The organism is Pseudonocardia spirodelae (genome assembly GCF_037727765.1).
Taxonomy (GTDB): domain Bacteria; phylum Actinomycetota; class Actinomycetes; order Mycobacteriales; family Pseudonocardiaceae; genus Pseudonocardia; species Pseudonocardia spirodelae.
The window spans coordinates 395,826-415,089 of record NZ_JBBJUP010000001.1; the positions used below are offsets into that span (position 1 = coordinate 395,826).

Annotated in this window: 18 protein-coding genes; 13 read left to right on the top strand and 5 right to left on the bottom strand. The window is 74.2% G+C overall.

Going from position 1 to position 19,264, the window contains the following annotated elements:
- The first annotated feature begins 78 nt into the window (after window positions 1–78).
- The 8 genes from thrS (at window position 79) to WJX68_RS01820 (ending at window position 9,138) form a co-directional block, all read left to right on the top strand.
- Entirely contained in the window at window positions 79–2,133 is a 2,055-nt protein-coding gene (thrS, locus tag WJX68_RS01785; RefSeq protein ID WP_340285733.1) for a threonine--tRNA ligase, read from the top strand.
- Window positions 2,134–2,142: 9 nt separating this feature from the next.
- Window positions 2,143–2,700, top strand: a complete 558-nt coding sequence (locus WJX68_RS01790) for an HIT family protein (RefSeq protein WP_340285734.1) — start codon at window positions 2,143–2,145, stop codon at window positions 2,698–2,700.
- A gap of 90 nt (window positions 2,701–2,790) precedes the next feature.
- The gene (pgsA, locus tag WJX68_RS01795; RefSeq protein ID WP_340285735.1) at window positions 2,791–3,405 is read left to right on the top strand and encodes a phosphatidylinositol phosphate synthase; all 615 of its coding nucleotides are present in this window, start codon (window positions 2,791–2,793) and stop codon (window positions 3,403–3,405) included.
- Window positions 3,398–4,384, top strand: coding sequence for a phosphatidylinositol mannoside acyltransferase (locus WJX68_RS01800; RefSeq protein WP_340285736.1), 987 nt, complete (start codon window positions 3,398–3,400; stop codon window positions 4,382–4,384). Before pgsA ends, WJX68_RS01800 begins: the two co-directional genes overlap by 8 nt.
- Window positions 4,381–5,493, top strand: a complete 1,113-nt coding sequence (locus tag WJX68_RS01805; protein ID WP_340285737.1) for a glycosyltransferase family 4 protein — start codon at window positions 4,381–4,383, stop codon at window positions 5,491–5,493. The genes WJX68_RS01800 and WJX68_RS01805 overlap by 4 nt, the downstream gene beginning before the upstream one ends.
- Entirely contained in the window at window positions 5,490–6,074 is a 585-nt protein-coding gene (locus WJX68_RS01810; protein WP_340285738.1) for an NUDIX hydrolase, read from the top strand. The genes WJX68_RS01805 and WJX68_RS01810 overlap by 4 nt, the downstream gene beginning before the upstream one ends.
- 16 nt (window positions 6,075–6,090) lie before the next feature.
- Window positions 6,091–7,008, top strand: a complete 918-nt coding sequence (gene pdxS / locus WJX68_RS01815) for a pyridoxal 5'-phosphate synthase lyase subunit PdxS (protein WP_340285740.1) — start codon at window positions 6,091–6,093, stop codon at window positions 7,006–7,008.
- A 558-nt stretch (window positions 7,009–7,566) separates the two neighbouring features.
- The gene (locus WJX68_RS01820) at window positions 7,567–9,138 is read left to right on the top strand and encodes a glycoside hydrolase family 16 protein (RefSeq protein WP_340285742.1); all 1,572 of its coding nucleotides are present in this window, start codon (window positions 7,567–7,569) and stop codon (window positions 9,136–9,138) included.
- On the opposite strand, the gene WJX68_RS01825 is transcribed toward WJX68_RS01820, so the two are convergent.
- Window positions 9,135–9,701, bottom strand: coding sequence for a helix-turn-helix domain-containing protein (locus tag WJX68_RS01825; RefSeq protein ID WP_340285743.1), 567 nt, complete (start codon window positions 9,699–9,701; stop codon window positions 9,135–9,137). The genes WJX68_RS01820 and WJX68_RS01825 overlap by 4 nt on opposite strands.
- 54 nt (window positions 9,702–9,755) lie before the next feature.
- Between WJX68_RS01825 and WJX68_RS01830 the strand changes: the two genes are divergently transcribed.
- From WJX68_RS01830 to WJX68_RS01840, 3 genes are read left to right on the top strand one after another with little or no spacing between them, the layout of a single operon-like run.
- The gene (locus WJX68_RS01830; protein ID WP_340285746.1) at window positions 9,756–10,442 is read left to right on the top strand and encodes an AzlC family ABC transporter permease; all 687 of its coding nucleotides are present in this window, start codon (window positions 9,756–9,758) and stop codon (window positions 10,440–10,442) included.
- Window positions 10,439–10,747: an AzlD domain-containing protein gene (locus WJX68_RS01835; protein WP_340285748.1), complete on the top strand. Its 309-nt coding sequence runs from the start codon at window positions 10,439–10,441 to the stop codon at window positions 10,745–10,747. Before WJX68_RS01830 ends, WJX68_RS01835 begins: the two co-directional genes overlap by 4 nt.
- 50 nt (window positions 10,748–10,797) lie before the next feature.
- Entirely contained in the window at window positions 10,798–12,261 is a 1,464-nt protein-coding gene (locus tag WJX68_RS01840) for a DUF2867 domain-containing protein (protein ID WP_340285751.1), read from the top strand.
- Between the two features lie 74 nt (window positions 12,262–12,335).
- Here WJX68_RS01840 and WJX68_RS01845 read toward each other — a convergent pair whose 3' ends face one another.
- From WJX68_RS01845 to WJX68_RS01860, 4 genes are read right to left on the bottom strand one after another with little or no spacing between them, the layout of a single operon-like run.
- On the bottom strand, window positions 12,336–13,574 hold the full coding sequence (locus WJX68_RS01845) for an ABC transporter ATP-binding protein (protein WP_340285753.1): 1,239 nt from the start codon (window positions 13,572–13,574) through the stop codon (window positions 12,336–12,338).
- A 36-nt stretch (window positions 13,575–13,610) separates the two neighbouring features.
- On the bottom strand, window positions 13,611–14,444 hold the full coding sequence (locus tag WJX68_RS01850) for a carbohydrate ABC transporter permease (RefSeq protein WP_340285755.1): 834 nt from the start codon (window positions 14,442–14,444) through the stop codon (window positions 13,611–13,613).
- Window positions 14,444–15,412 carry a carbohydrate ABC transporter permease gene (locus WJX68_RS01855; RefSeq protein WP_340285756.1) on the bottom strand — a complete coding sequence of 323 codons (969 nt, stop codon included), beginning with the start codon at window positions 15,410–15,412 and terminating at the stop codon, window positions 14,444–14,446. Before WJX68_RS01855 ends, WJX68_RS01850 begins: the two co-directional genes overlap by 1 nt.
- Complete coding sequence (locus WJX68_RS01860; protein ID WP_340285757.1) at window positions 15,409–16,704, bottom strand: extracellular solute-binding protein; 1,296 nt, start codon at window positions 16,702–16,704, stop codon at window positions 15,409–15,411. Before WJX68_RS01860 ends, WJX68_RS01855 begins: the two co-directional genes overlap by 4 nt.
- Before the next feature lie 223 nt (window positions 16,705–16,927).
- Between WJX68_RS01860 and WJX68_RS01865 the strand changes: the two genes are divergently transcribed.
- Both WJX68_RS01865 and WJX68_RS01870 read left to right on the top strand, forming a co-directional pair.
- Window positions 16,928–17,953 carry a LacI family DNA-binding transcriptional regulator gene (locus tag WJX68_RS01865; RefSeq protein WP_340285758.1) on the top strand — a complete coding sequence of 342 codons (1,026 nt, stop codon included), beginning with the start codon at window positions 16,928–16,930 and terminating at the stop codon, window positions 17,951–17,953.
- The gene (locus WJX68_RS01870; protein ID WP_340285759.1) at window positions 17,954–19,219 is read left to right on the top strand and encodes a DUF4032 domain-containing protein; all 1,266 of its coding nucleotides are present in this window, start codon (window positions 17,954–17,956) and stop codon (window positions 19,217–19,219) included.
- The last annotated feature ends 45 nt before the right edge of the window (window positions 19,220–19,264 follow it).

Genomic DNA, 19,264 nt, shown 5'->3' on the forward strand with positions numbered 1-19,264 from the left:
CCGGCGGTCGGAACCCGCTCGCGCGGCCCTACTAGCATCGACCGGACACACATCCGTACCGCCTGAGGAGGCACCCCCGTGTCCGCACCGCCCGCCCCGCCCGCGTCCGCCCCGATCCGGGTGCCGGCCGGGACGACCGCCGGCGCGCGCGTCCGGGAAGGGGGCCTGCCGACCAGCGGGCCGGAGGCGATCGTCGTCGTGCGCGACGCCGACGGCGTCCTGCGCGACCTGGCCTGGGCCCCCGAGGCCGACGCCGAGGTCGTGCCCGTCCCGGCGAACACCGAGGACGGCCGCAGCGTCATCCGGCACTCGGCCGCGCACGTGCTCGCCCAGGCCGTCCAGCAGCTGTTCCCGAAGGCCCGGCTGGGCATCGGCCCGCCGGTCACCGACGGCTTCTACTACGACTTCGACGTCGACACCCCCTTCACCCCCGAGGATCTGAAGAAGATCGAGTCGGCGATGAAGAAGATCGTGAAGGCGGGGCAGCGCTTCGAGCGCCGTCGCTACGCCTCGCAGGACGAGGCCCGCGCCGAGCTGGCCGACGAGCCGTACAAGCTGGAGCTGATCGACCTCAAGGGCGGCGCCGACGACGGCGAGGTCATGGAGGTCGACTCCTCCGGCGAGCTCACCGTCTACGACAACGTGCACGCCCACACCGGCGCGACCGTCTGGTCGGACCTGTGCCGCGGCCCGCACCTGCCGACCACCAAGTTCGTCCCGGCGTTCTCGCTGACCCGCTCGGCCGCCGCGTACTGGCGCGGCGACCAGCGCAACGCGCAGCTGCAGCGGATCTACGGCACCGCCTGGGAGTCGCAGGAGGCGCACGACGCCCACCTGGAGCGCATCGCCGAGGCCGAGCGCCGCGACCACCGCCGCCTGGGCAGCGAGCTGGACCTGTTCAGCTTCCCCGACGAGATCGGGTCGGGCCTGCCGGTCTTCCACCCCAAGGGCGGTGTCGTCCGCAAGGAGCTGGAGGACCTGTCGCGCGAGCGGCACGCCGCGGCCGGGTACGAGTTCGTCTACAGCCCGCACGCGACCAAGGGCGCACTGTTCGAGAAGTCCGGGCACCTGGAGTGGTACGCCGAGGGCATGTACCCGCCGATGCAGCTCGACGCGGAGTACACCGCCGAGGGCGAGCTCAAGCGGCCCGCGGTGGACTACTACCTCAAGCCGATGAACTGCCCGATGCACAACCTGATCTTCGCCTCGCGCGGGCGGTCCTACCGCGAGCTGCCGCTGCGGCTGTTCGAGTTCGGCACCGTCTACCGCTACGAGAAGTCCGGCGTCGTGCACGGCCTGACCCGGGCCCGCGGCTTCACCCAGGACGACGCGCACATCTACTGCACCCGCGAGCAGATGGGCGACGAGATCCGCTCGCTGCTGCAGTTCGTGCTCGACCTGCTGCGCGACTACGGCCTCGATGACTTCTACCTCGAGCTCTCCACCCGCAACCCGGAGAAGTCCATCGGCTCCGACGAGTCCTGGGCCGAGGCCACCCAGGCGCTGCGCGACGCCGCGGAGAGCTTCGGGCTGGAGCTGCGCGACGACCCGGGCGGCGCCGCGTTCTATGCCCCGAAGATCTCGGTGCAGGCCCGCGACGCGATCGGCCGCTACTGGCAGATGTCGACCATCCAGGTCGACCTGATGCTGCCGGACCGCTTCGAGCTGGAGTACACCTCCTCCGACGGCTCCCGGCAGCGCCCGGTCATGATCCACCGTGCGCTGTTCGGCTCGATCGAGCGCTTCTTCGGCGTGCTGACCGAGCACTACGCCGGCGCCTTCCCGGCCTGGCTGGCGCCCGTCCAGGTGGTGGGGATCCCGGTCACCGAGGCCCAGGACGACTACGTCCGCGACATCGCGGCCCGGCTGCGCGCCGCGGGCATCCGGATCGACGTCGACTCCGGCGACGACCGCATGCAGAAGAAGATCCGCACCCACACCCTGCAGAAGGTGCCGTTCCTGCTGCTCGCCGGCGGGCGCGACGTCGAGGCGGGCGCGGTCAGCTTCCGCTTCCGCGACGGCTCGCAGACCAACGCGGTGCCGGTCGAGCAGGCGGTCACCTCGATCATCGAGTGGGTGCGGTCGCGCACCAACACCTCGCCGACCGCGGAGAGCTTCGGGACCGGCGCCTAGGATCGGCGCATGGAGCAGGAGTGGGTCCCGCAGGAGGGCACCGGGACACCCGACGGCTTCGCCCGGCTCTGGACCCCGCACCGGCTCGCCTACATCAAGGCGGCCGGTGACACCGGGTGCCCGTTCTGCCGGATCGCCCGCGGCGAGACCCTGACCGAGTCCGCCGACGCGGACGCGGACAACCTCGTCGTCGCCCGCGGCGACGAGGTGTTCGCCCTGCTCAACCTGCATCCGTACAACCCGGGGCACCTCATGGTGCTGCCCTACCGGCACGTCGCGGACCTCGAGGACCTCACCGACTCCGAGGCGGGCGAGCTGATGGCGTTCACCCGTCAGGCCGTGGTGACGATGAAGAAGGTCGCGGCGCCGCACGCGTTCAACGTGGGGCTGAACCTGGGCCACGTCGCGGGCGGGTCGCTGGCCGAGCACCTGCACCAGCACGTCGTGCCGCGGTGGGGCGGCGACGCGAACTTCATCGCCGTCGTCGGGCAGACCAAGGTGATCCCGCAGCTGCTCGCCGAGACCCGCGACCAGCTGGCGCGCGCGTGGGAACCGCCACGCCGCTGACCGGCCGCGCCGACGGCCGCGGCACCGGTCACCGGACTAGGCTGGGGCCGTCCCCTCGTACCGCACCGGACCGGGAGCGCGCAGCCCACGATGCTGAACCTGTTCGCCCGCGCGCACGTCAACAAGCTCACCGACCCCGTCGGGCGCGCCCTGATCGACCGCGGTGTCAGCCCCGACACCGTGACCGTGCTCGGCACGGTCGGCGCGGTCGTCTGCTCGGTGGTGTTCCTGCCGATCGGGTGGCTCGGGCTCGGCGCGGTGCTGGTCACCGCGTTCGTCCTGACCGACCTGATCGACGGCGCGATGGCGCGCGCCCGGGGGCACGGCACGCCGTTCGGCGCAGTCCTGGACTCCACCTGCGACCGCATGGTCGACGGCGCCCTGTTCGCCGCGCTCGCCTGGTGGGCGCTCACCGGCGGCGCCGAGCCGCTCGCCGGGGCGGCCGCCCTGGTCGCGCTGGTCGGCGGGCAGATCGTGTCCTACGTCAAGGCGCGCGCCGAGTCCGTCGGGCTCACCGCGGAGGGCGGCCTGGTCGAACGCGCCGAACGGCTGATCCTCGGCCTGCTCGGCGCGTTCCTGTCCGGGATCGGCGTGCCGTGGGCGCTGACCGTCGCGCTGGTCGTGCTGGCGATCGGGACGGCGGTGACCCTCGGCCAGCGGATCCTCGCGGTACGGCACAGCTCGCGCGAGGCCCCGCGTGCCTGACCTGCGCGACACCGCGTCCACCGCGTCCACCGCGCCCGGCGGGCCGGTCCCGGCCCGGACCGCCCCACCGCGTCGCACCGGCGCCCGCGCCGCGGTCGCCGACGCGCTGGCGGTGGCCGGCTACGCCGCGGGCTGGGCCGTCGCCGGCCGCGTCCCCACACCCGTGCTGGCCCGGCTGTCCGACCTCGGCGCCGACCTGACGGTGCGCCGCGACGGCACCGGCGTCCGGCGGCTGCGCGCCCACCTCGCCCGCGCCCGGCCCGCAGCGACCCCGGCCGAGCTCGACGCGCTGGTCACGGCCGGGATGCGCAGCTACGCCCGCTACTGGCGGGAGGCCTTCACACTGCCCCGCCTCGACCCGGCCGCCGTGCACGCCGCCATGCACCCGCACTCCGACGGCGTCGCGGCGGCGCTGGCGGCGGCCCGCCCGGACCGCGGGGTCGTGTTCGCGCTGCCGCACAGCGGCAACTGGGACCTCGCCGGGCTCTACCTGCTGCGCGAGCTCGACCGGATGGGACTCGACCCGGTCCTGACGACGGTCGCGCAGCGCCTGCGCCCCGACGCGGTCTTCCGCCGCTTCCTCGCCTACCGCCGCGCACTGGGGTTCGAGGTCGTCACCGCCGACGAGCCGCGGGCGGCGCACCGCGCGCTGACCGGGCGGCTGCGCCGCGGTGGCGTGGTGTGCCTGGTCGCCGACCGCGACCTCGCCGGCACCGGGACCGGCGTCACGTTCCTCGGCGGGCCGGCGCGGCTGCCGTCCGGGCCGGCGCGGCTCGCCCGGCTGACCGGCGCCGCGCTGTACCCGGCGTACCCGTACTTCACCGACGACGCCTGGGGGGTGGAGGTCGGTCCCGCGGTCGCCGTCCCGGACCGGGCCGCCGAGCCGCACGCGGTGCAGCGCCTGGCCGACCACTTCGGCGACATGATCGCCCGGCGCCCCCAGGACTGGCACATGCTGCAGCCGATCGGGGACGGATGAGGATCGGGCTCGTCTGCCCGTACTCCCTCGACGTCGCCGGGGGAGTGCAGCGCCACGTCCTCGACCTCGCCGCGGCGCTGCGCGGGCTCGGGCACCGGGTGGAGGTGCTCGCCCCCGCGACGGGCGCCGCCACCGAGTTCGTCACCCCCGCCGGGCGGGCCGTCGGCGTACCGTGGAACGGCTCGGTCGCGCGGGTCGCGTTCGGGCCGCTGACCTACCAGCGCGCGCGACGCTGGCTCGCCGAGCACGAGTTCGACGTGCTGCACCTGCACGAGCCGACGACGCTGTCGGTCTCGGTGCTGGCCCTGCTCGCCGCCCGCGGCCCGGTCGTCGCCACCTTCCACACGAGCATCGGGCGCTCGCGGGCGCTCGCCGCGTTCGGCGGGGTGGTGCGCCCGCTCATGGAGAAGGTGACGGCCCGGATCGCGGTCTCGGCCACCGCGCGGCGCGTGCAGGTCGAGCACCTGGGCGGTGACGCCGTCGAGATCCCCAACGGCGTCGACGTCGCCCGCTTCGCCCACGGCCCGGCACTGGCCCTGCCGCCCGCCCGGCGGGTCGCGTTCGTCGGCCGCTTCGACGAGCCGCGCAAGGGCATGCCGGTGCTGCTCGCGGCGCTGCGCCGGATCGCCGGTGACCGGCCGGACCTGCGGCTGCTCGTCGTGGGCCGGGGCGACGGCGACCGGCTGCGCCGCACGGCGGGCCCCGGTCTGGCCGGGCGCATCGACCTGCTGGGCCCGCTCGACGAGGCAGGCAAGGCCGCCGCGCTGCGCTCGGCCGAGGTGTTCTGCGCGCCGCACCGCGGCGCGGAGAGCTTCGGGATCGTGCTGACCGAGGCGATGGCCGCCGGGACACCGGTGCTGGCCGCGGACCTGGAGTCCTTCCGCGCCGTGCTCGACGACGGCCGCGCCGGTGCCCTGTTCCCGCCCGGCGACGACGCGGCGCTGGCCGCGTCGCTGGCCGGGCTGCTCGACGACGGCGCCGCCCGCGCCGCCCTCGCCGCCGCGGGCCGCGCGCGGGTGCAGCGCTACGACCTGCCGGTCGTCGCCCGGGACGTGCTGCGCGTCTACCGGGCCGCGGTCGCGGCGGCCCCGCCGGTCGGTGTCCGGTGAGCGGTCCGGCCGTGCTCGCCGTCGCCGTCGCGGTGTGCGTGGTGGCGGCGCTCACGCTGTGGTGCGTGACACGGGTGCGGCGCCTGCACCGGCTGCACATCCGGGTCGACGCCGCGCGGGCCGGGCTCGCCGCCGCGCTCGACGGCCGCGCCCGCCTCGCGCTGGCCGTCGCCGACGCCGCGGGCCGCGACGCGCCGGCCGGGCTGAGCGCGGCCGCGGCCGCCGTCCTCGCCGAGCCCGCACCGGCCCCGGACGGGCGCGACACCGCCGCGGACCGAGTCGCGCGCGAGACCGCCGAGAACGCGCTGACCAGGCAACTCGCCGCCGTCGACGGCCGGCTGCTGCCGACGGCGCTGCACGCGGAGCTCACCGACGCCCAGCAGCTCGTCGTGCTGGCCCGCCGGGTGCACAACGACGCCGTCCGCGACACCCGCGCGCTGCGCTCCCGCCGGCTGGTCCGATGGCTGCGTCTGCACGGCACCGCACCCGAACCGGTGTACGTCGAGATCGCCGATCCGGAACCCGCGGGTTCACCCGCCGGACCTCACGTAGAATCGGATCGCAGTCCGACCGCCACGTGAGGAGCTCCGATCACCCGTGTCCGCAGCCGATAACACCCCCGAGACCGCCGGTCCGCAGCACGGCACCGCGCGGGTGAAGCGCGGGATGGCCGAGATGCTCAAGGGCGGCGTGATCATGGACGTCGTCACGCCGGAGCAGGCGAAGATCGCCGAGGACGCCGGCGCCGTCGCCGTCATGGCGCTCGAGCGCGTGCCCGCCGACATCCGCGCCAACGGCGGCGTCGCCCGCATGTCGGACCCGGACATGATCACCGGCATCGTCGAGGCCGTCTCGATCCCGGTCATGGCCAAGGCCCGCATCGGGCACTTCGTCGAGGCCCAGGTGCTGCAGTCCCTCGGTGTCGACTACATCGACGAGTCCGAGGTCCTGACCCCGGCCGACGAGGCCCACCACATCGACAAGTGGGCGTTCACCGCCCCGTTCGTCTGCGGTGCCACCAACCTCGGCGAGGCCCTGCGCCGCATCTCCGAGGGCGCGGCGATGATCCGCTCCAAGGGTGAGGCCGGTACCGGCAACGTCGTCGAGGCGACCCGGCACATGCGCTCGATCCGCGCGGAGATCGGCCGGCTCGCCTCGCTCGACGCCGCGGAGCTCTACGTCGCGGCCAAGGAGCTGCGCGCCCCGGTCGAGCTGGTCGCCGAGGTGGCGCGCGCCGGGAAGCTCCCGGTCGTGCTGTTCACCGCCGGTGGTATCGCGACCCCGGCCGACGCCGCGATGATGATGCAGCTCGGCGCCGAGGGCGTGTTCGTCGGCTCGGGCATCTTCAAGTCCGGCGACCCGGCCCAGCGCGCGTCGGCGATCGTGAAGGCGACCACCTTCCACGACGACCCCGAGATGATCGCCAAGGTCTCCCGCGGCCTGGGCGAGGCGATGGTCGGCATCAACATCGGCGACATCCCCGAGGAGCAGCGCTACGCCGCCCGCGGGTGGTGACCGCACCGCTCCCGCACTCGACGAGGGCCCCGTCCGGCAGCAGCCGGGCGGGGCCCTCGTCGTTCCGCTCTCTCGTGGCCGCCGCGCCGTGCCGCCGCACTGCCGTACCGGGTCGCGCTGCCGCGCCGGGTCGGACTGCGGCGCCGTCGCGCCGCACCGCATCGGGCCGCACTGACGCGCCGCCGCGCGGTGATCCGGTGTCCGCTCGCCGGTTCCGGGTCCGCGCGTGCTGTGTCGCGAGCGGGGGCGGCGGACGCGCGCGAGCCGACGATCACCCGGCCGTGCGCCACGGCTCGGTGACCCGATCGGTCCCCGACGCGGGGGAGGTGTCCGATTTCCCCACGCTCCGCGGTCGCCCGGCGGAGGGTTGCCTACCCGATGTGGTGACTCCGGTGCCCATGGTGACTGTGTGGCATCTAGCGTCCCGAGTGGATCAGGAGACCACTGTGACGGAGGAGCCTGATGGGACGCTCTGTACGAGCCGTGGCGATCGCGGCCGCGATGCTGATCAGCTTTCCGGCTGCGGCGTTCGCGGACACCGGGTCGGGCGGACCAGGTGTGACGACGACGGCCGTCTGCCCGGGAGCCGCTCCCGGCGCCGGGTCGGCGGGCGGCGCGGCCGCTCCGGGGGCCGGTGCTGCCGCCGGTACGGGTGGTGCCGGGTCGGGGAAGCCCGGTACCGCCGGAACGAGTGCGACCCCGGGGGACACCGGGCCTGGCTCCGGGTCGAGCGCCGGCGCCGCCGGGACCGGGGACGCCGCGGGCACCCCGCAGGCCGCCGGCCCGGACGACGGCTCCGGCGGTGACGGTCCCGGCGACCACGGCTCGGACGGCCGAGGTTCCGGTGGCGACGGCTCGGGCCACGGCGGCTCCGGGGACGGCGGCTCCGGCGACCAGGGCGGCACCGGTCAGGGCGGCGACGACCACGGCGGCAGCGGTCAGGGCGGCGACGGTCAGGGTGGCGACGACCACGGCGGCAGCGGCCAGGGCGACGACGGTCAGGGCGGAAGCGGCCAGAACTCCGGCGATCAGGACGGCACCGGCCAGGGTGGCGACAGCCAGGGTGGCGACAAGCAGGGTGACGGTGGTCAGGGCGGCGGTGACCAGGGCTCCGGTGACCAGGGCTCCGGTGACCAGGGCGGCAACGGCTCCGGTTCGGGCGACGACCCCACGGGCGACGCGGGCGCGGGCGACGCGGGCGCGGGCGACACTCCGACGGACGCCCCCGCTCCCACCGGCGACGCGGGCCCCGGCGACGCCCCACCCGCCGCGTCCCCGGCCGACTCCCCGGCGAATCCGGCCCCTGCGCCGTCGGACTGCGCGACCACGGGGGCACCGGCGTACCCGGGTGCGGCGACCTCGGCGGCCGTCGCACACGGCTGGGGCGAGCCCACCAAGGTCGACGACTTCGACGGCACGTCGCTGCAGGGCTGGAGCCCCTACGACGGGCCCGGCCACGCCGGCAAGGGCACCCGCTCGCCGGGCGCCATCTCGGTCGGGAACGGCCTGCTCACCATCGCCGGCGACGCCGACGGCATCACCGGCGGCATGGCCTGGTCCGACGGCAGCCAGAAGTACGGTCGCTGGGAGGGCCGGGTGCGGGCCCCGGCGTCGGACCCGTCGTACAACGCGTTGCTGCTGCTCTGGCCGACCGCCGAGAACTTCCCGGTCGGCGGCGAGATCGACTTCATGGAGATGACCGACCACACGCGGCAGAAGACCAACATGTTCCTGCACTACGGCGAGGACAACAACCAGGTGCACGGCGAGGTCGAGATCGACGCGACGCAGTGGCACAACTGGGCCGTCGAGTGGACGCCGAAGGGTGTGACGGCGTTCGTCGACGGCAGGCAGTGGTGGCACACCGACGACACCTCGGTGCTGCCGCCGGGGCCGATGCACCTGACGATCCAGCTCGACTGGTTCCCCAAGGGCGGCGGCGGGGTGAAGCCCTCGGAGATGCAGGTGGACTGGGTGCGTCAGTACGCCCTGCCCGAGTCGGAGAAGGGCGGGGGCGGCGGGAACGACGAGGGACTGCTCGACGGCCTGGTGCACCGCGTCACCGGCCTCACCGAGGGCGGTCCCGACCGCGGGCCCGGCTCGGCGACCCGCGGGCCGAGCGGCTCCTAGCGGTACTCCATCACCAGCAGCGCGACCGCGCCCGGGTCGAGCGCCCGGTAGGTGTGCGGCCGGTCGGCGGGGAAGACGACGTAGTCGCCCGGGCCGAGCTCGACCTGCTCACCGTCCGGGCCGATGCTCCACCGGCCCGCCGAGGCCACGACGTGCTCGACGGTGCCGGGGGAGTGGGCGTCCGCGGCCCGCGCGGCGCCCGGCTCGCAGGTGATGACGTGCAGGTCGCGCCGGGCGCCGGGTGGGCAGGGCGACAGGAGTGCACCGGTGTAGGCCGCCTCCTCGGAGCGGATCGCGGGACGCTCGTCGAACCGGACGACCCGGACCGGCGACGCCGCGGGCTCCACCAGCGCGCTGAACGGCACCCCCGCGACGACGGCGATCGCCCACAGCGTCTCGACGCTCGGGTTGCCGGTGCCCGCCTCGAGCTGCGACAACGTCGACTTCGCGATCCCGGCGCGGCGGGCGAGCTCCGCGGAGGAGATGCCCAGCCGCTCGCGTTCCCGCCGGATCGCGGCGGCGATGGTCGCGAGGGGCGGCCCACCCGGAGGCGTTCGCTGCATCGGTCTCCTCGTTCGGCTTGACGAACAGCTGGTGCTGCGTTCACTGTAACGGGCATGCGTTCGACACAGCGAACGGGGCGGGCCGATCTGCGCGACGCGCTGACGGTCGCGGTGGCCGTCGGCGTCGTCGGGATCTCCTTCGGCGCACTGGCCCCCGCGGCCGGCCTGTCCCCGGCCATGACGATGGCGATGTCCCTGCTCGTGTTCGCGGGCGGTGCCCAGCTGCTGGTCACCGGGGTGCTCGCGGCCGGCGGCGGGGTCTGGGCGGCGGTCGCGGCGGGGCTGGTGCTGAACCTGCGCCACCTCCCGTTCGGGCTCGCGCTGGCCCGCCACCTCGGCGGCGGCTGGTCGCGGCTGCCCGCCGCGCACGTGGTGACCGACGAGTCGACGGCGTTCGTCCTGGCCCGCACGGGGACGCCGGGCCGGGCGCGCCGGGCGTTCTGGACCCTCGGCGTCGCCAAGTACCTCTGCTGGCAGCTCGGCACCGCCGGCGGGATCGTGCTGGGCGCGAGCGTGCCCGATCCCGCCGCGTTCGGGCTGGACGCGGCGTTCCCCGCCGCGCTGCTCGCCATGCTCGTCCCGATGCTGCGCCGGATCGACGCCCGCCGGGTCGCGACGGCGGCCGCCGCGGTGTCGCTCGCCTGCGCGCCGTTCCTGCCCGCCGGTGTCCCGGTGCTGGCCGGGCTGCTCGGGGTCGGCGCCGCCGGGCGGGGCACGGGCGAGACGGGACCGGCGTCGTGACCGTCGCCGCGCTCGCCGTCCTGGCTGCCGGGACCTACCTCATGCGGCTGCTCCCGCTGGCGCTGCACGGCCGCGTCGCGCCGTCGGCCCGCACGGTCCGCCTGGTCGAGCTCGGCGCGGTCGCGCTGCTCGTCGCCCTGGTCGCCACCGGAACCTGGTTCGAGGGCGGCGGGTTCGCGGGCTGGGCCCGGCCGGCCGGCGTCGCCGTGGCCGCCGCCGCGCTGGCCGTGCGGGTGCCGTTCGTGCTGGTCGTGGTGCTCGCCGCCGCGGTGACGGCGGCCCTGCGCCTGGCCGGGATCCCCTGAGCGGCCGGTCCGGGGTGCGCCGCGGGCCCGCGACGGCGAGGATCACCGGCATGCACGTGCTCGTCCTCGGCGCGACCGGCTACATCGGCTCCCGGCTCGTCCCGCGCCTGCTCGACGCCGGACACGACGTGCGGGCGCTCGTCCGCACCCCGGCCCGGCTCGCCGCGCACCCGTGGGCCGAGGAGGTCGAGGCGGTGCAGGGCGACGCCCGCGAGCCCGACGACGTGCGCGACGCCTGCGACGGGGCCGACGCCGTCGTCCACCTGGTGCACGCCATGGACGGGCCGGGCTACGCCGAGCGCGACCGCGTCGCCGCGCACGCACTCGCCGACGGCGCCGCCGCGGCCGGGGTGCGCCGCATCGTCTACCTGGGCGGCCTGCAGCCCGACGACGACGGCGGCCGCGTCTCGGGGCACCTGGCCTCGCGCCGGGAGGTCGGCGACATCCTGCTCGCCGGGCCCGTGCCCACCGCCGTCCTGCGCGCGGGGATCGTCGTCGGTACCGGCTCGGCCAGCTTCGAGATGATCCGCCACCTCGCCGAGACGGCGATGGGCGGCCCGCCGGTCCTGCCGCTGCCCGACCGCGCCTGGAACCGGATTCAGCCGATCGCCGTCGACGACGTCCTGCACGCCGTGCTCGGCTGCCTGGAGCTGCCGTCCGAGGTGGACCGCGCCTTCGACGTCGGTGGACCCGACGTCCACACCTACCGCTCCCTGCTCAGCGAGTACGCCGCCGAGGCCGGCCTCCTGCGCCCGTTCCCGGTGCCGGTCCCGCTGTCCGCGCCCCGGCTCACCGCCCGCGCGGTCGCGGCGCTCACCCCCGTCCAGCGCGGCCTGGCCGAGCCGCTGGTCGAGTCGATGCGCCACGAGCTGGTGTGCGATCCCGAGGACCTCGCGGCCCTCGATGCGCTCATCGGCCCGCCGCCCGGCGGCCGCACGCCGTACCGCACCGCGGTCCGCCGCGCCCTCGACGGCGTCGGCGCCGCAGGCCCCGGGCCGGCCGATCCGCCGGGCAGCGGCCCCCTGCGGTGGACGACGACCGACACCCACGCCGTCGCCGCCCCCGCCCGCGCGGTCTGGTCGGTGATCGAGACCCTCGGCGGCGCGCACGGCTGGTACACCGTGCCGGGCGCGGCGACGCTGACCGGGCACCTCGACGTCCTGGCCGGCGGCCCGGGCGTCGTCCCGCGCCGGCACGGCGACGGCCCGCCCCGGCTGGTCCCCGGCGAGCCGCTGGACGGCTGGACGATCGAGAGCGTCGACCCCGGACGGCGGCTGGTCCTGCGCGCGGCCGGGCGGCTGCCCGGCGACGTCCGCCTGGAACTCGCCGTCGAGCCGGACGAGCGCCTCACCAGCCGCTACACCCAGACCCTGCACTTCACCCCGCGCGGGCTGGCCGGACGGCTGGCGTGGCTGGCGGCCTACCCGTCGCAGCGGTTCGTGTTCGCGGTGATGGCGCGCACGCTGGCCGGGGTCGCCGAGACCCGCTACCGCCGCGACGTCAGCGCGCTGTAGCCCGGCCCGGAGACGCCCGAGGGGCACCCTCGTGGCGTGGGAAGCCACGAGAGTGCCCCTCGGAGCACCCCGGGTCAGGCGTCGCCGCGCGCCTGGGCCACCTGCTCGGCGCGGTCCTCGGCCGCGATCCGGGTCAGCTCGGCGCCGGCCTCGGGGTCGCGGGTGAGGTTCTCGCCGGACTCCGGGTCGAACACGTGGATCTTGCGCGCGTCGAGCCAGAACTCGGCCTCGCGGCCCTCGCGGATCCGGCTGGTCGAGTCGATCGAGACGATCGCCTGCGTGCGCAGCTGGTCCGCGTCGAGCTCGGCGGAGAGCTCCTTGAGCTTGGTCTCCACCTCCGCCGGGGCGTCGTAGGGGATGTAGGCGAACTGCGAGTCACCCAGCCACTCGGTCACGTCGACCTTGGCGGTGAAGGTGGAGCCGACGTGCTTCTTGGCGTCGTCGACCAGCGACGCGTCCTCGAAGTACTCCGGGCGGATGCCGACCAGCACCAGGTCGCGCCCGGCGACCTTCTCCGCGCGCGCGGCGTCGAGCTCGATGGTGCCGAAGGGCGTCTCCAGGGAGCTGCCCTTCACCGTGGCGGGCAGGAAGTTCATCGGCGGCGAGCCGATGAACCCGGCGACGAACAGGTTGACCGGCTGCTCGTAGAGCTCACGAGGCGAGGCGACCTGCTGGATGACGCCCTTGCGCAGCACACAGACCCGGTCGCCGAGGGTCATCGCCTCGGTCTGGTCGTGGGTGACGTACACGGTGGTGATGCCGAGCCGGCGCTGCAGCCGGGCGATCTCGGTGCGCATCTGCCCGCGCAGCTTGGCGTCCAGGTTGGACAGCGGCTCGTCGAACAGGAACGCGTCGGCGTCGCGCACGATCGCGCGGCCCATCGCGACGCGCTGGCGCTGGCCGCCGGACAGGTTGGCCGGCTTGCGCTGCAGGTGCTCGTTCAGCTCCAGCACCTGCGCCGCGGCCTCGACCTTGCGCGTGACCTCGTCCTCGGGCGCCTTGGCCAGGCGCAGCGGGAACGCGATGTTCTCGAAGACCGACAGGTGCGGGTAGAGCGCGTAGTTCTGGAACACCATCGACAGGTTGCGGTCGCGGGGGGCCTTGTCGTTGACCCGCGAGCCGCCGATGACCATGTCGCCGGAGGAGATGTCCTCCAGGCCGACGATCATCCGCAGCAGCGTGGACTTCCCGCAGCCGGACGGGCCGACGAGGATCATGAACTCGCCGTCGGCGATGTCCATGCTCACGTCGTTCACGGCCGGGTAGCCGTCCCCGTACTTCTTGACGATGTTCTTCATCTCGATCGACGCCATGGCCGGTCGGTTCCTTTCTCTCTGTACGGGGGGTTCTCAGCCCTTGACGGCGCCGTTGGTCAGACCGGCGACGATGCGCCGCTGGAACAGCAGGACGAGCACGACGACCGGGATCGTGACGATCACCGCGGCCGCGGCGATCGGGCCGTTCGGCGACTCGAACTGCGACGCGCCGGAGAACAGGCCCAGCGCGGCGGGGACCGGGCGCGACGCGCCGGTCGAGGTGAGCGAGATGCCGTAGGCGAAGTCGTTCCAGGCGATGAAGAACGCCAGGATCGCGGTGGTGAACACCCCGGGCGTCGCCAGCGGGACGATCACCTTGCGGAACGCCTGCCAGGTCGTCGCGCCGTCGACCTGTGCGGCCTGCTCCATCTCCCACGGGATCTCGCGGAAGAACGCCGACATGGTCCAGATCGACAGCGGCAGGGTCAGCGACAGGTAGGGGATGATCAGGCCGGGCCAGGTGTCGTAGAGCCCGATCTGGCGCCACAGGTTGAACAGCGGCGTGACGATCGAGATGACCGGGAAGATCGCCACCGCGAGCGCGGTGGACAGGATCAGCTTCTTGCCCCGGAAGTCGAGCCGGGCGATCGCGTAGGCGGCGAACATCGACAGCACGCACGCCAGGAACGTCGCGATGATGCAGATGCCGAAGGAGTTGCGCAGCGCGGGCAGGAACAGCCCGGCCGCGTCACCGACGAGGATCTGCTCGTAGTTGCTCCAGGACACCGAGGTCGGCAGGAACTGCTTGTTCGCGATGTCGTCGCTGGACTTGAGCGACAGCGACACGATCCAGCCCACCGGGAACAGGGCGTAGACCACGATCGCGACGCCGGCGACGATCCACAGGACCTTCTCGCGGCTGGACATCACTTCTCCCCCCGGGCCTGGGACAGGTCGACCTTGAACCCCTTGATGAACCCGATGCAGATGATCACGACGGACAGGAACAGCAGCACCGACACCGCGGACCCGAGCCCGATCTCGACGCGGGCGATGGTCTGGCGGTAGGCCAGGAACGACACCGTCTCGGTGCTGTTCGCACCGGCCGTCATCACGAAGACGGAGTCGAAGACCCGGAACGCGTCGAGCGTGCGGAACAGCAGGGCGACCATGATGGCCGCCTTCATGTTCGGGATCGTCACCCTCGACATCCGCTGCCACCAGGTGGCGCCGTCGACGCGGGCGGCCTCCTGCAGCACGTCGGGGACCTGGGCCAGGCCCGCGAGCAGCAGCAGCGAGATGAACGGCGTGGTCTTCCAGATCTCGGCCAGGCAGATCACGAACAGCGACAGCCCGGTCGACCCGAACCAGTCGGTGTCCGCCGCGACCCCGGGCACCCAGTCGAACCAGGAGTTCACGAAGCCCGAGTCGAGGGAGAAGGCGTACTGCCAGGAGAACGCCGAGACGACCGTGATCACCGCGTAGGGGATGAGGATCGCCGCGCGCAGCACCGGCCGGATCGCCTTGAGCGCGTTCATCATGACCAGCGCCAGCAGGAAGCCGAGCACCAGCTCGATCGAGACGGTCACCACCGTGATCAGCACGGTGACGCCGAACGAGGTCCACCAGATCGAGTCGGTGAGGATGACGCCGTAGTTCTGCAGCCCGACGAAGGAGATGTTCTCCGGGTCGGTGAGCCGGTAGTCGAACAGCGAGTAGTAGACCGCCTGGGCGATCGGGTACGCGGTGACCAGCAGCATCACCGCGAACGCCGGCCCGGCGAGGTACCAGCCGAGCTTCTGCTCGGCCCGGCTGCGGTCGCTGGCCCCGCGCGCGGCCGGTGCGGACCCGGCCGCGGCGCCGGACCGCTCCGGCGTCGTCTCCGTGGTCGTCACAGGAGCTCCTTCTTCGCCAGGACCGCCTTGATGAGCGCGGCGGTCGCGGGCCCGACGGTCGGCGGGTCGATCCCGGCGGTCGGGTGGTAGTTGCGCTGGATCGACTCGGAGACCTCGCTGTAGTACGCCGTCTGCGGGCGCGGCTTGGCCTGCTGCAGCGACTGCGCGATCACCGGGGCCATCGGGAACTTCTTCACGACGTCGGGGTCGGTGAAGACCGAGATCCGCGCCGCCGGGTTGCCGTTGGAGAGGAAGTACTGCTTCTGGTTCTCGGTGGAGACGATGCACTCGGTGGCCTTGTAGGCCAGGTCGACGTGGTTGCTGAAGGCGCCGACGCCGAGGTTGATGCCGCCGTAGGGCGGGGCCGAGGGCTTGCCGGCCTCGGTCTGCGGGTAGAGCGCCCAGCCGAAGTCGTCCTTGGTCGACTGCTCGACGGTGCCCTCCTCGACCGCGCTGTTGACCTTGCCCCAGACGAACGGCCAGTTCACCTGGAACATCGAGTCACCGGACTGGAAGGAGTTGGAGTTCTCGTCCTCGGAGTTGGTCGAGAAGCCCGGCCCGCCCACCGCGGAGACGGCCTTCATGATCTCGGCGGCCTTGGTGGCGGCCGGCGAGTCCAGGCCGAGCTGCACGCCCTCCGGGTCCTGCGGCGAGGCGTTGGTGACGATTTGCCCGCCACCGCCCTCGACCAGCGCGTTCAGCCACACGGTGAGGGACTCGGCGCGGATGCCCTGAGCGGCGATCGTCGAGTTCTTGCTCTGCGCGGCCGCGACGATCTGGTCCCAGGTGACCGGGCGCGACATGTTCAGCCCGGTGCCGGCGACCTGCGACTTGCGGTACCAGAGCAGCTGGGTGTTGGCCCAGAACGGCACCGTGACCAGCGTGCCGTTCCAGCTCGCGCCCTCCTTCGCGGAGTTCACGATGCCGGCCGTGGTCCGCTGCGCGACGTCCTCGGGCACCGGGGCCAGGAACTTCGCCTCGGCGAACTCGGGGATGTAGGGCGGGTCGATCGACATGATGTCGATCGAGCTGTCGTTGGCCGCGAGCCGGCGGATCAGCTGCTGGCGCTGTTCCGCGGACTGGCGCGGCAGCACCGACACCGCGATCGTGTACTCGCCGTTCGACGCCGCCGAGCAGCGCTGGGCGATCTCCGCCTGCCCGCCGTCGTCGGGGTTGATGTACCAGTTGAGGACCGGCGGGCCCGCGGGGGCGCCCCCGCAGCCGGCCAGCAGGGCGAGGGTGACGGCGGCCGCGCCGGCGGCCAGCGTCCTCCTCCACCGTGTGCGACGCATGGTCAACTCCGAACTCCCGTGTCCGATACCGCTGCCGCGACCACGCCCAACGGCGTTGGAAGCGTTTCCAGGCGAGACTGTGAGGCTTTCACTCGACCGTGTCAAGGCTCACACGCGTCGCGCTGCCAGGCGACGATCCTCACTGATCCATCGGTCCGGGTCCAGCGCGGACCGATAACATCCGCTCTTGCAATCGCTTGCAGATTTCGGGCATACATGTGCCGTGCACGAAGCGGTCAACCTGGCCGACGTGGCCCGGCTGGCCAAGGTGTCGCCGGCCACCGCGTCGCGGGCACTCAGCGACCACCCGCACGTCGCCGCGGCCACCCGCGCGCGGGTGTGGGAGGCGGCGCGTGCCCTGGAGTACGTGGCCAGCCCGGACGCGTCGGGGCTGGCGCGCGGGACCACCGGGCGGATCGCCGTCGTCGTGCCGCACCTGGCGCGGTGGTGGTTCGGGGCCGCCCTGGAGGGGCTGTCCGCGGTGCTGCGCGAGGCCGGGCGCGACCTGCTGCTCTACCGGCTCGGCGACGCCGAGGCCCGGCGGGCCTTCTTCGCCGAGCTGCCCGCCCGCCGCCGCGCCGACGCCGTCGTGCTGCTCGGCTTCGGCGTCGACGACGCCGAGCGGGCCCGCCTGGAGCGGATCGGGGTCGGTATCGTCTCGGCCGGCACGCGGATCGGCCGTCATCCGTCGGTCTCGATCGACGAGCACGTCGCCGGCCGCCAGGCGGTCGACCACCTGCTGCACCTGGGGCACCGGAGGATCGGGATGATCGTCACGACCGACCCCGAGCTGGACCCGGGCCAGCCCGAGGGCCGCGCCGCGGCCTACCGCGCCGCGCTCGCCGACGCCGGCGTCGCGCACGACCCCGCGCTGACGGTGACCGTGCCGTGGAGCCCGGAGGGCGGCGCCCGCGCCATGGGTCAGCTGCTGGGGCTGTCCGACCCGCCCACCGCCGTCTACGCCCACACCGACGAGGTGGCCCTCGGTGCCGTCGGCACGCTGCGACGGGCCGGGCTGAAGGTGCCCGGGGACGTGTCGGTGATCGGCATCGACGACCACCCCCTCGCCGCGCTCACCGACCTGTCCACGGTGGCGCAGCCGGCCGCCGAGCAGGGCGCCGCGGCGGGCCGGATGGCACTCGCCGCGCTGGCCGGCGAGCCGGTCGACCCGGTCGTCACGCTGCCCACCCGGCTGGTGATCCGCGGGTCGACCGCCCCGCCGGCGCGCGCGGAGCGGGGGGTGTCCTGAGTGGAGGCCACACCGCCGGAGCTGGTGCTGCGCAACCCGGGCCCCGGGCTGATCGCGCTGCCGTGGACCGAGCCGCTGGCCGACTGGGACCCCGCCCGCGTGCCGCTGCGCGAGCTGCCCGTCGGGCCGAGCCGCCACCTCGTGCGGTTCGTCGAGGTCGACGGCGCGCTGTGGGCGCTCAAGGACATGCCCGAGCGCATCGCCCGCCGCGAGTACGACGTGCTGCGCCGTCTCGAGCACCAGTGCCTGCCCGCCGTCCGCCCCGCCGGGTTCGTGAACCAGCCCGCGCACGAGACCGCCATCCTCGTGACCCGCTACCTCGCCGGGTCCTGGCAGTACCGCAGGCTCTTCCAGCGGCTGCCCCCCAACCGGCCCCGCCAGCGCGCGCGCCTGTTCGACGCGATGATCTCGCTGCTCGTGGAGCTGCACCGGCACGGCGTGTTCTGGGGCGACTGCTCGCTCAACAACACGCTGTTCACCCGCGACGGCCAGACCCTGCAGGCCTTCCTCGTCGACGCCGAGACCAGCGAGGTCCACACCGACGGGCTGTCCGACGGCCAGCGCGAGCACGACGTGTCCATCCTGGTCGAGAACGTCGCCGCCGGGATGATCGACCTGGCGACCGCGCTGGAACGCCCACCGGAGATCATCCCGCAGCTGATCGACGAGGCGACCGCGCTGCCCGAGCGCTACCGCGAGCTCTGGGACGCCCTGCACACCTCGCCGGTGTTCGCCTTCGGCGACCGCTACCGCGTCGAGGGCGCCATCCGGGAGCTCAACGAGCTGGGCTTCGCCGTCGACGAGGTGTCGCTGCTGCCCGTCGGCGACGGCCGGTCGCGGCTGCACATCGCCGTCGGCGACCGCAACTACCACTCGGAGAACCTGCGGAGGCTGACCGGGCTGGACGTCGGCGAGGGGCAGGCCCGGATCCTGCTCGGCGACCTCGCCGCGCACCGCGACTGGATGCAGCGCCGCACCGGGCAGGAGGTCGCCGAGCGGGCCGCCGCGCGCAGCTGGCTCGCGCACTGCCTCGACCCCGGCAGCGCCCGGGCGCACGCCGCGCTCGGTGGCGTGGGCGACCCGGTGCAGGCCTACTGCGACCTGCTCGAGGTGCGCTGGCTGCTGTCCGAGCGGGCCGGGGCCGACGTCGGCACCGAGTCCGCGCTCGCCGCGCTCGGCGGTCGCGCGCCGACCGACTCCGCGGCGAAGATGGCCGTCGCGGACACCCCGACCGGGCAGCTGCCGCGCATCACCGACGCCCCGTGACGCGCGGCGTCACATCGTTGACCGACCGGTAACCCGGCACCCGGC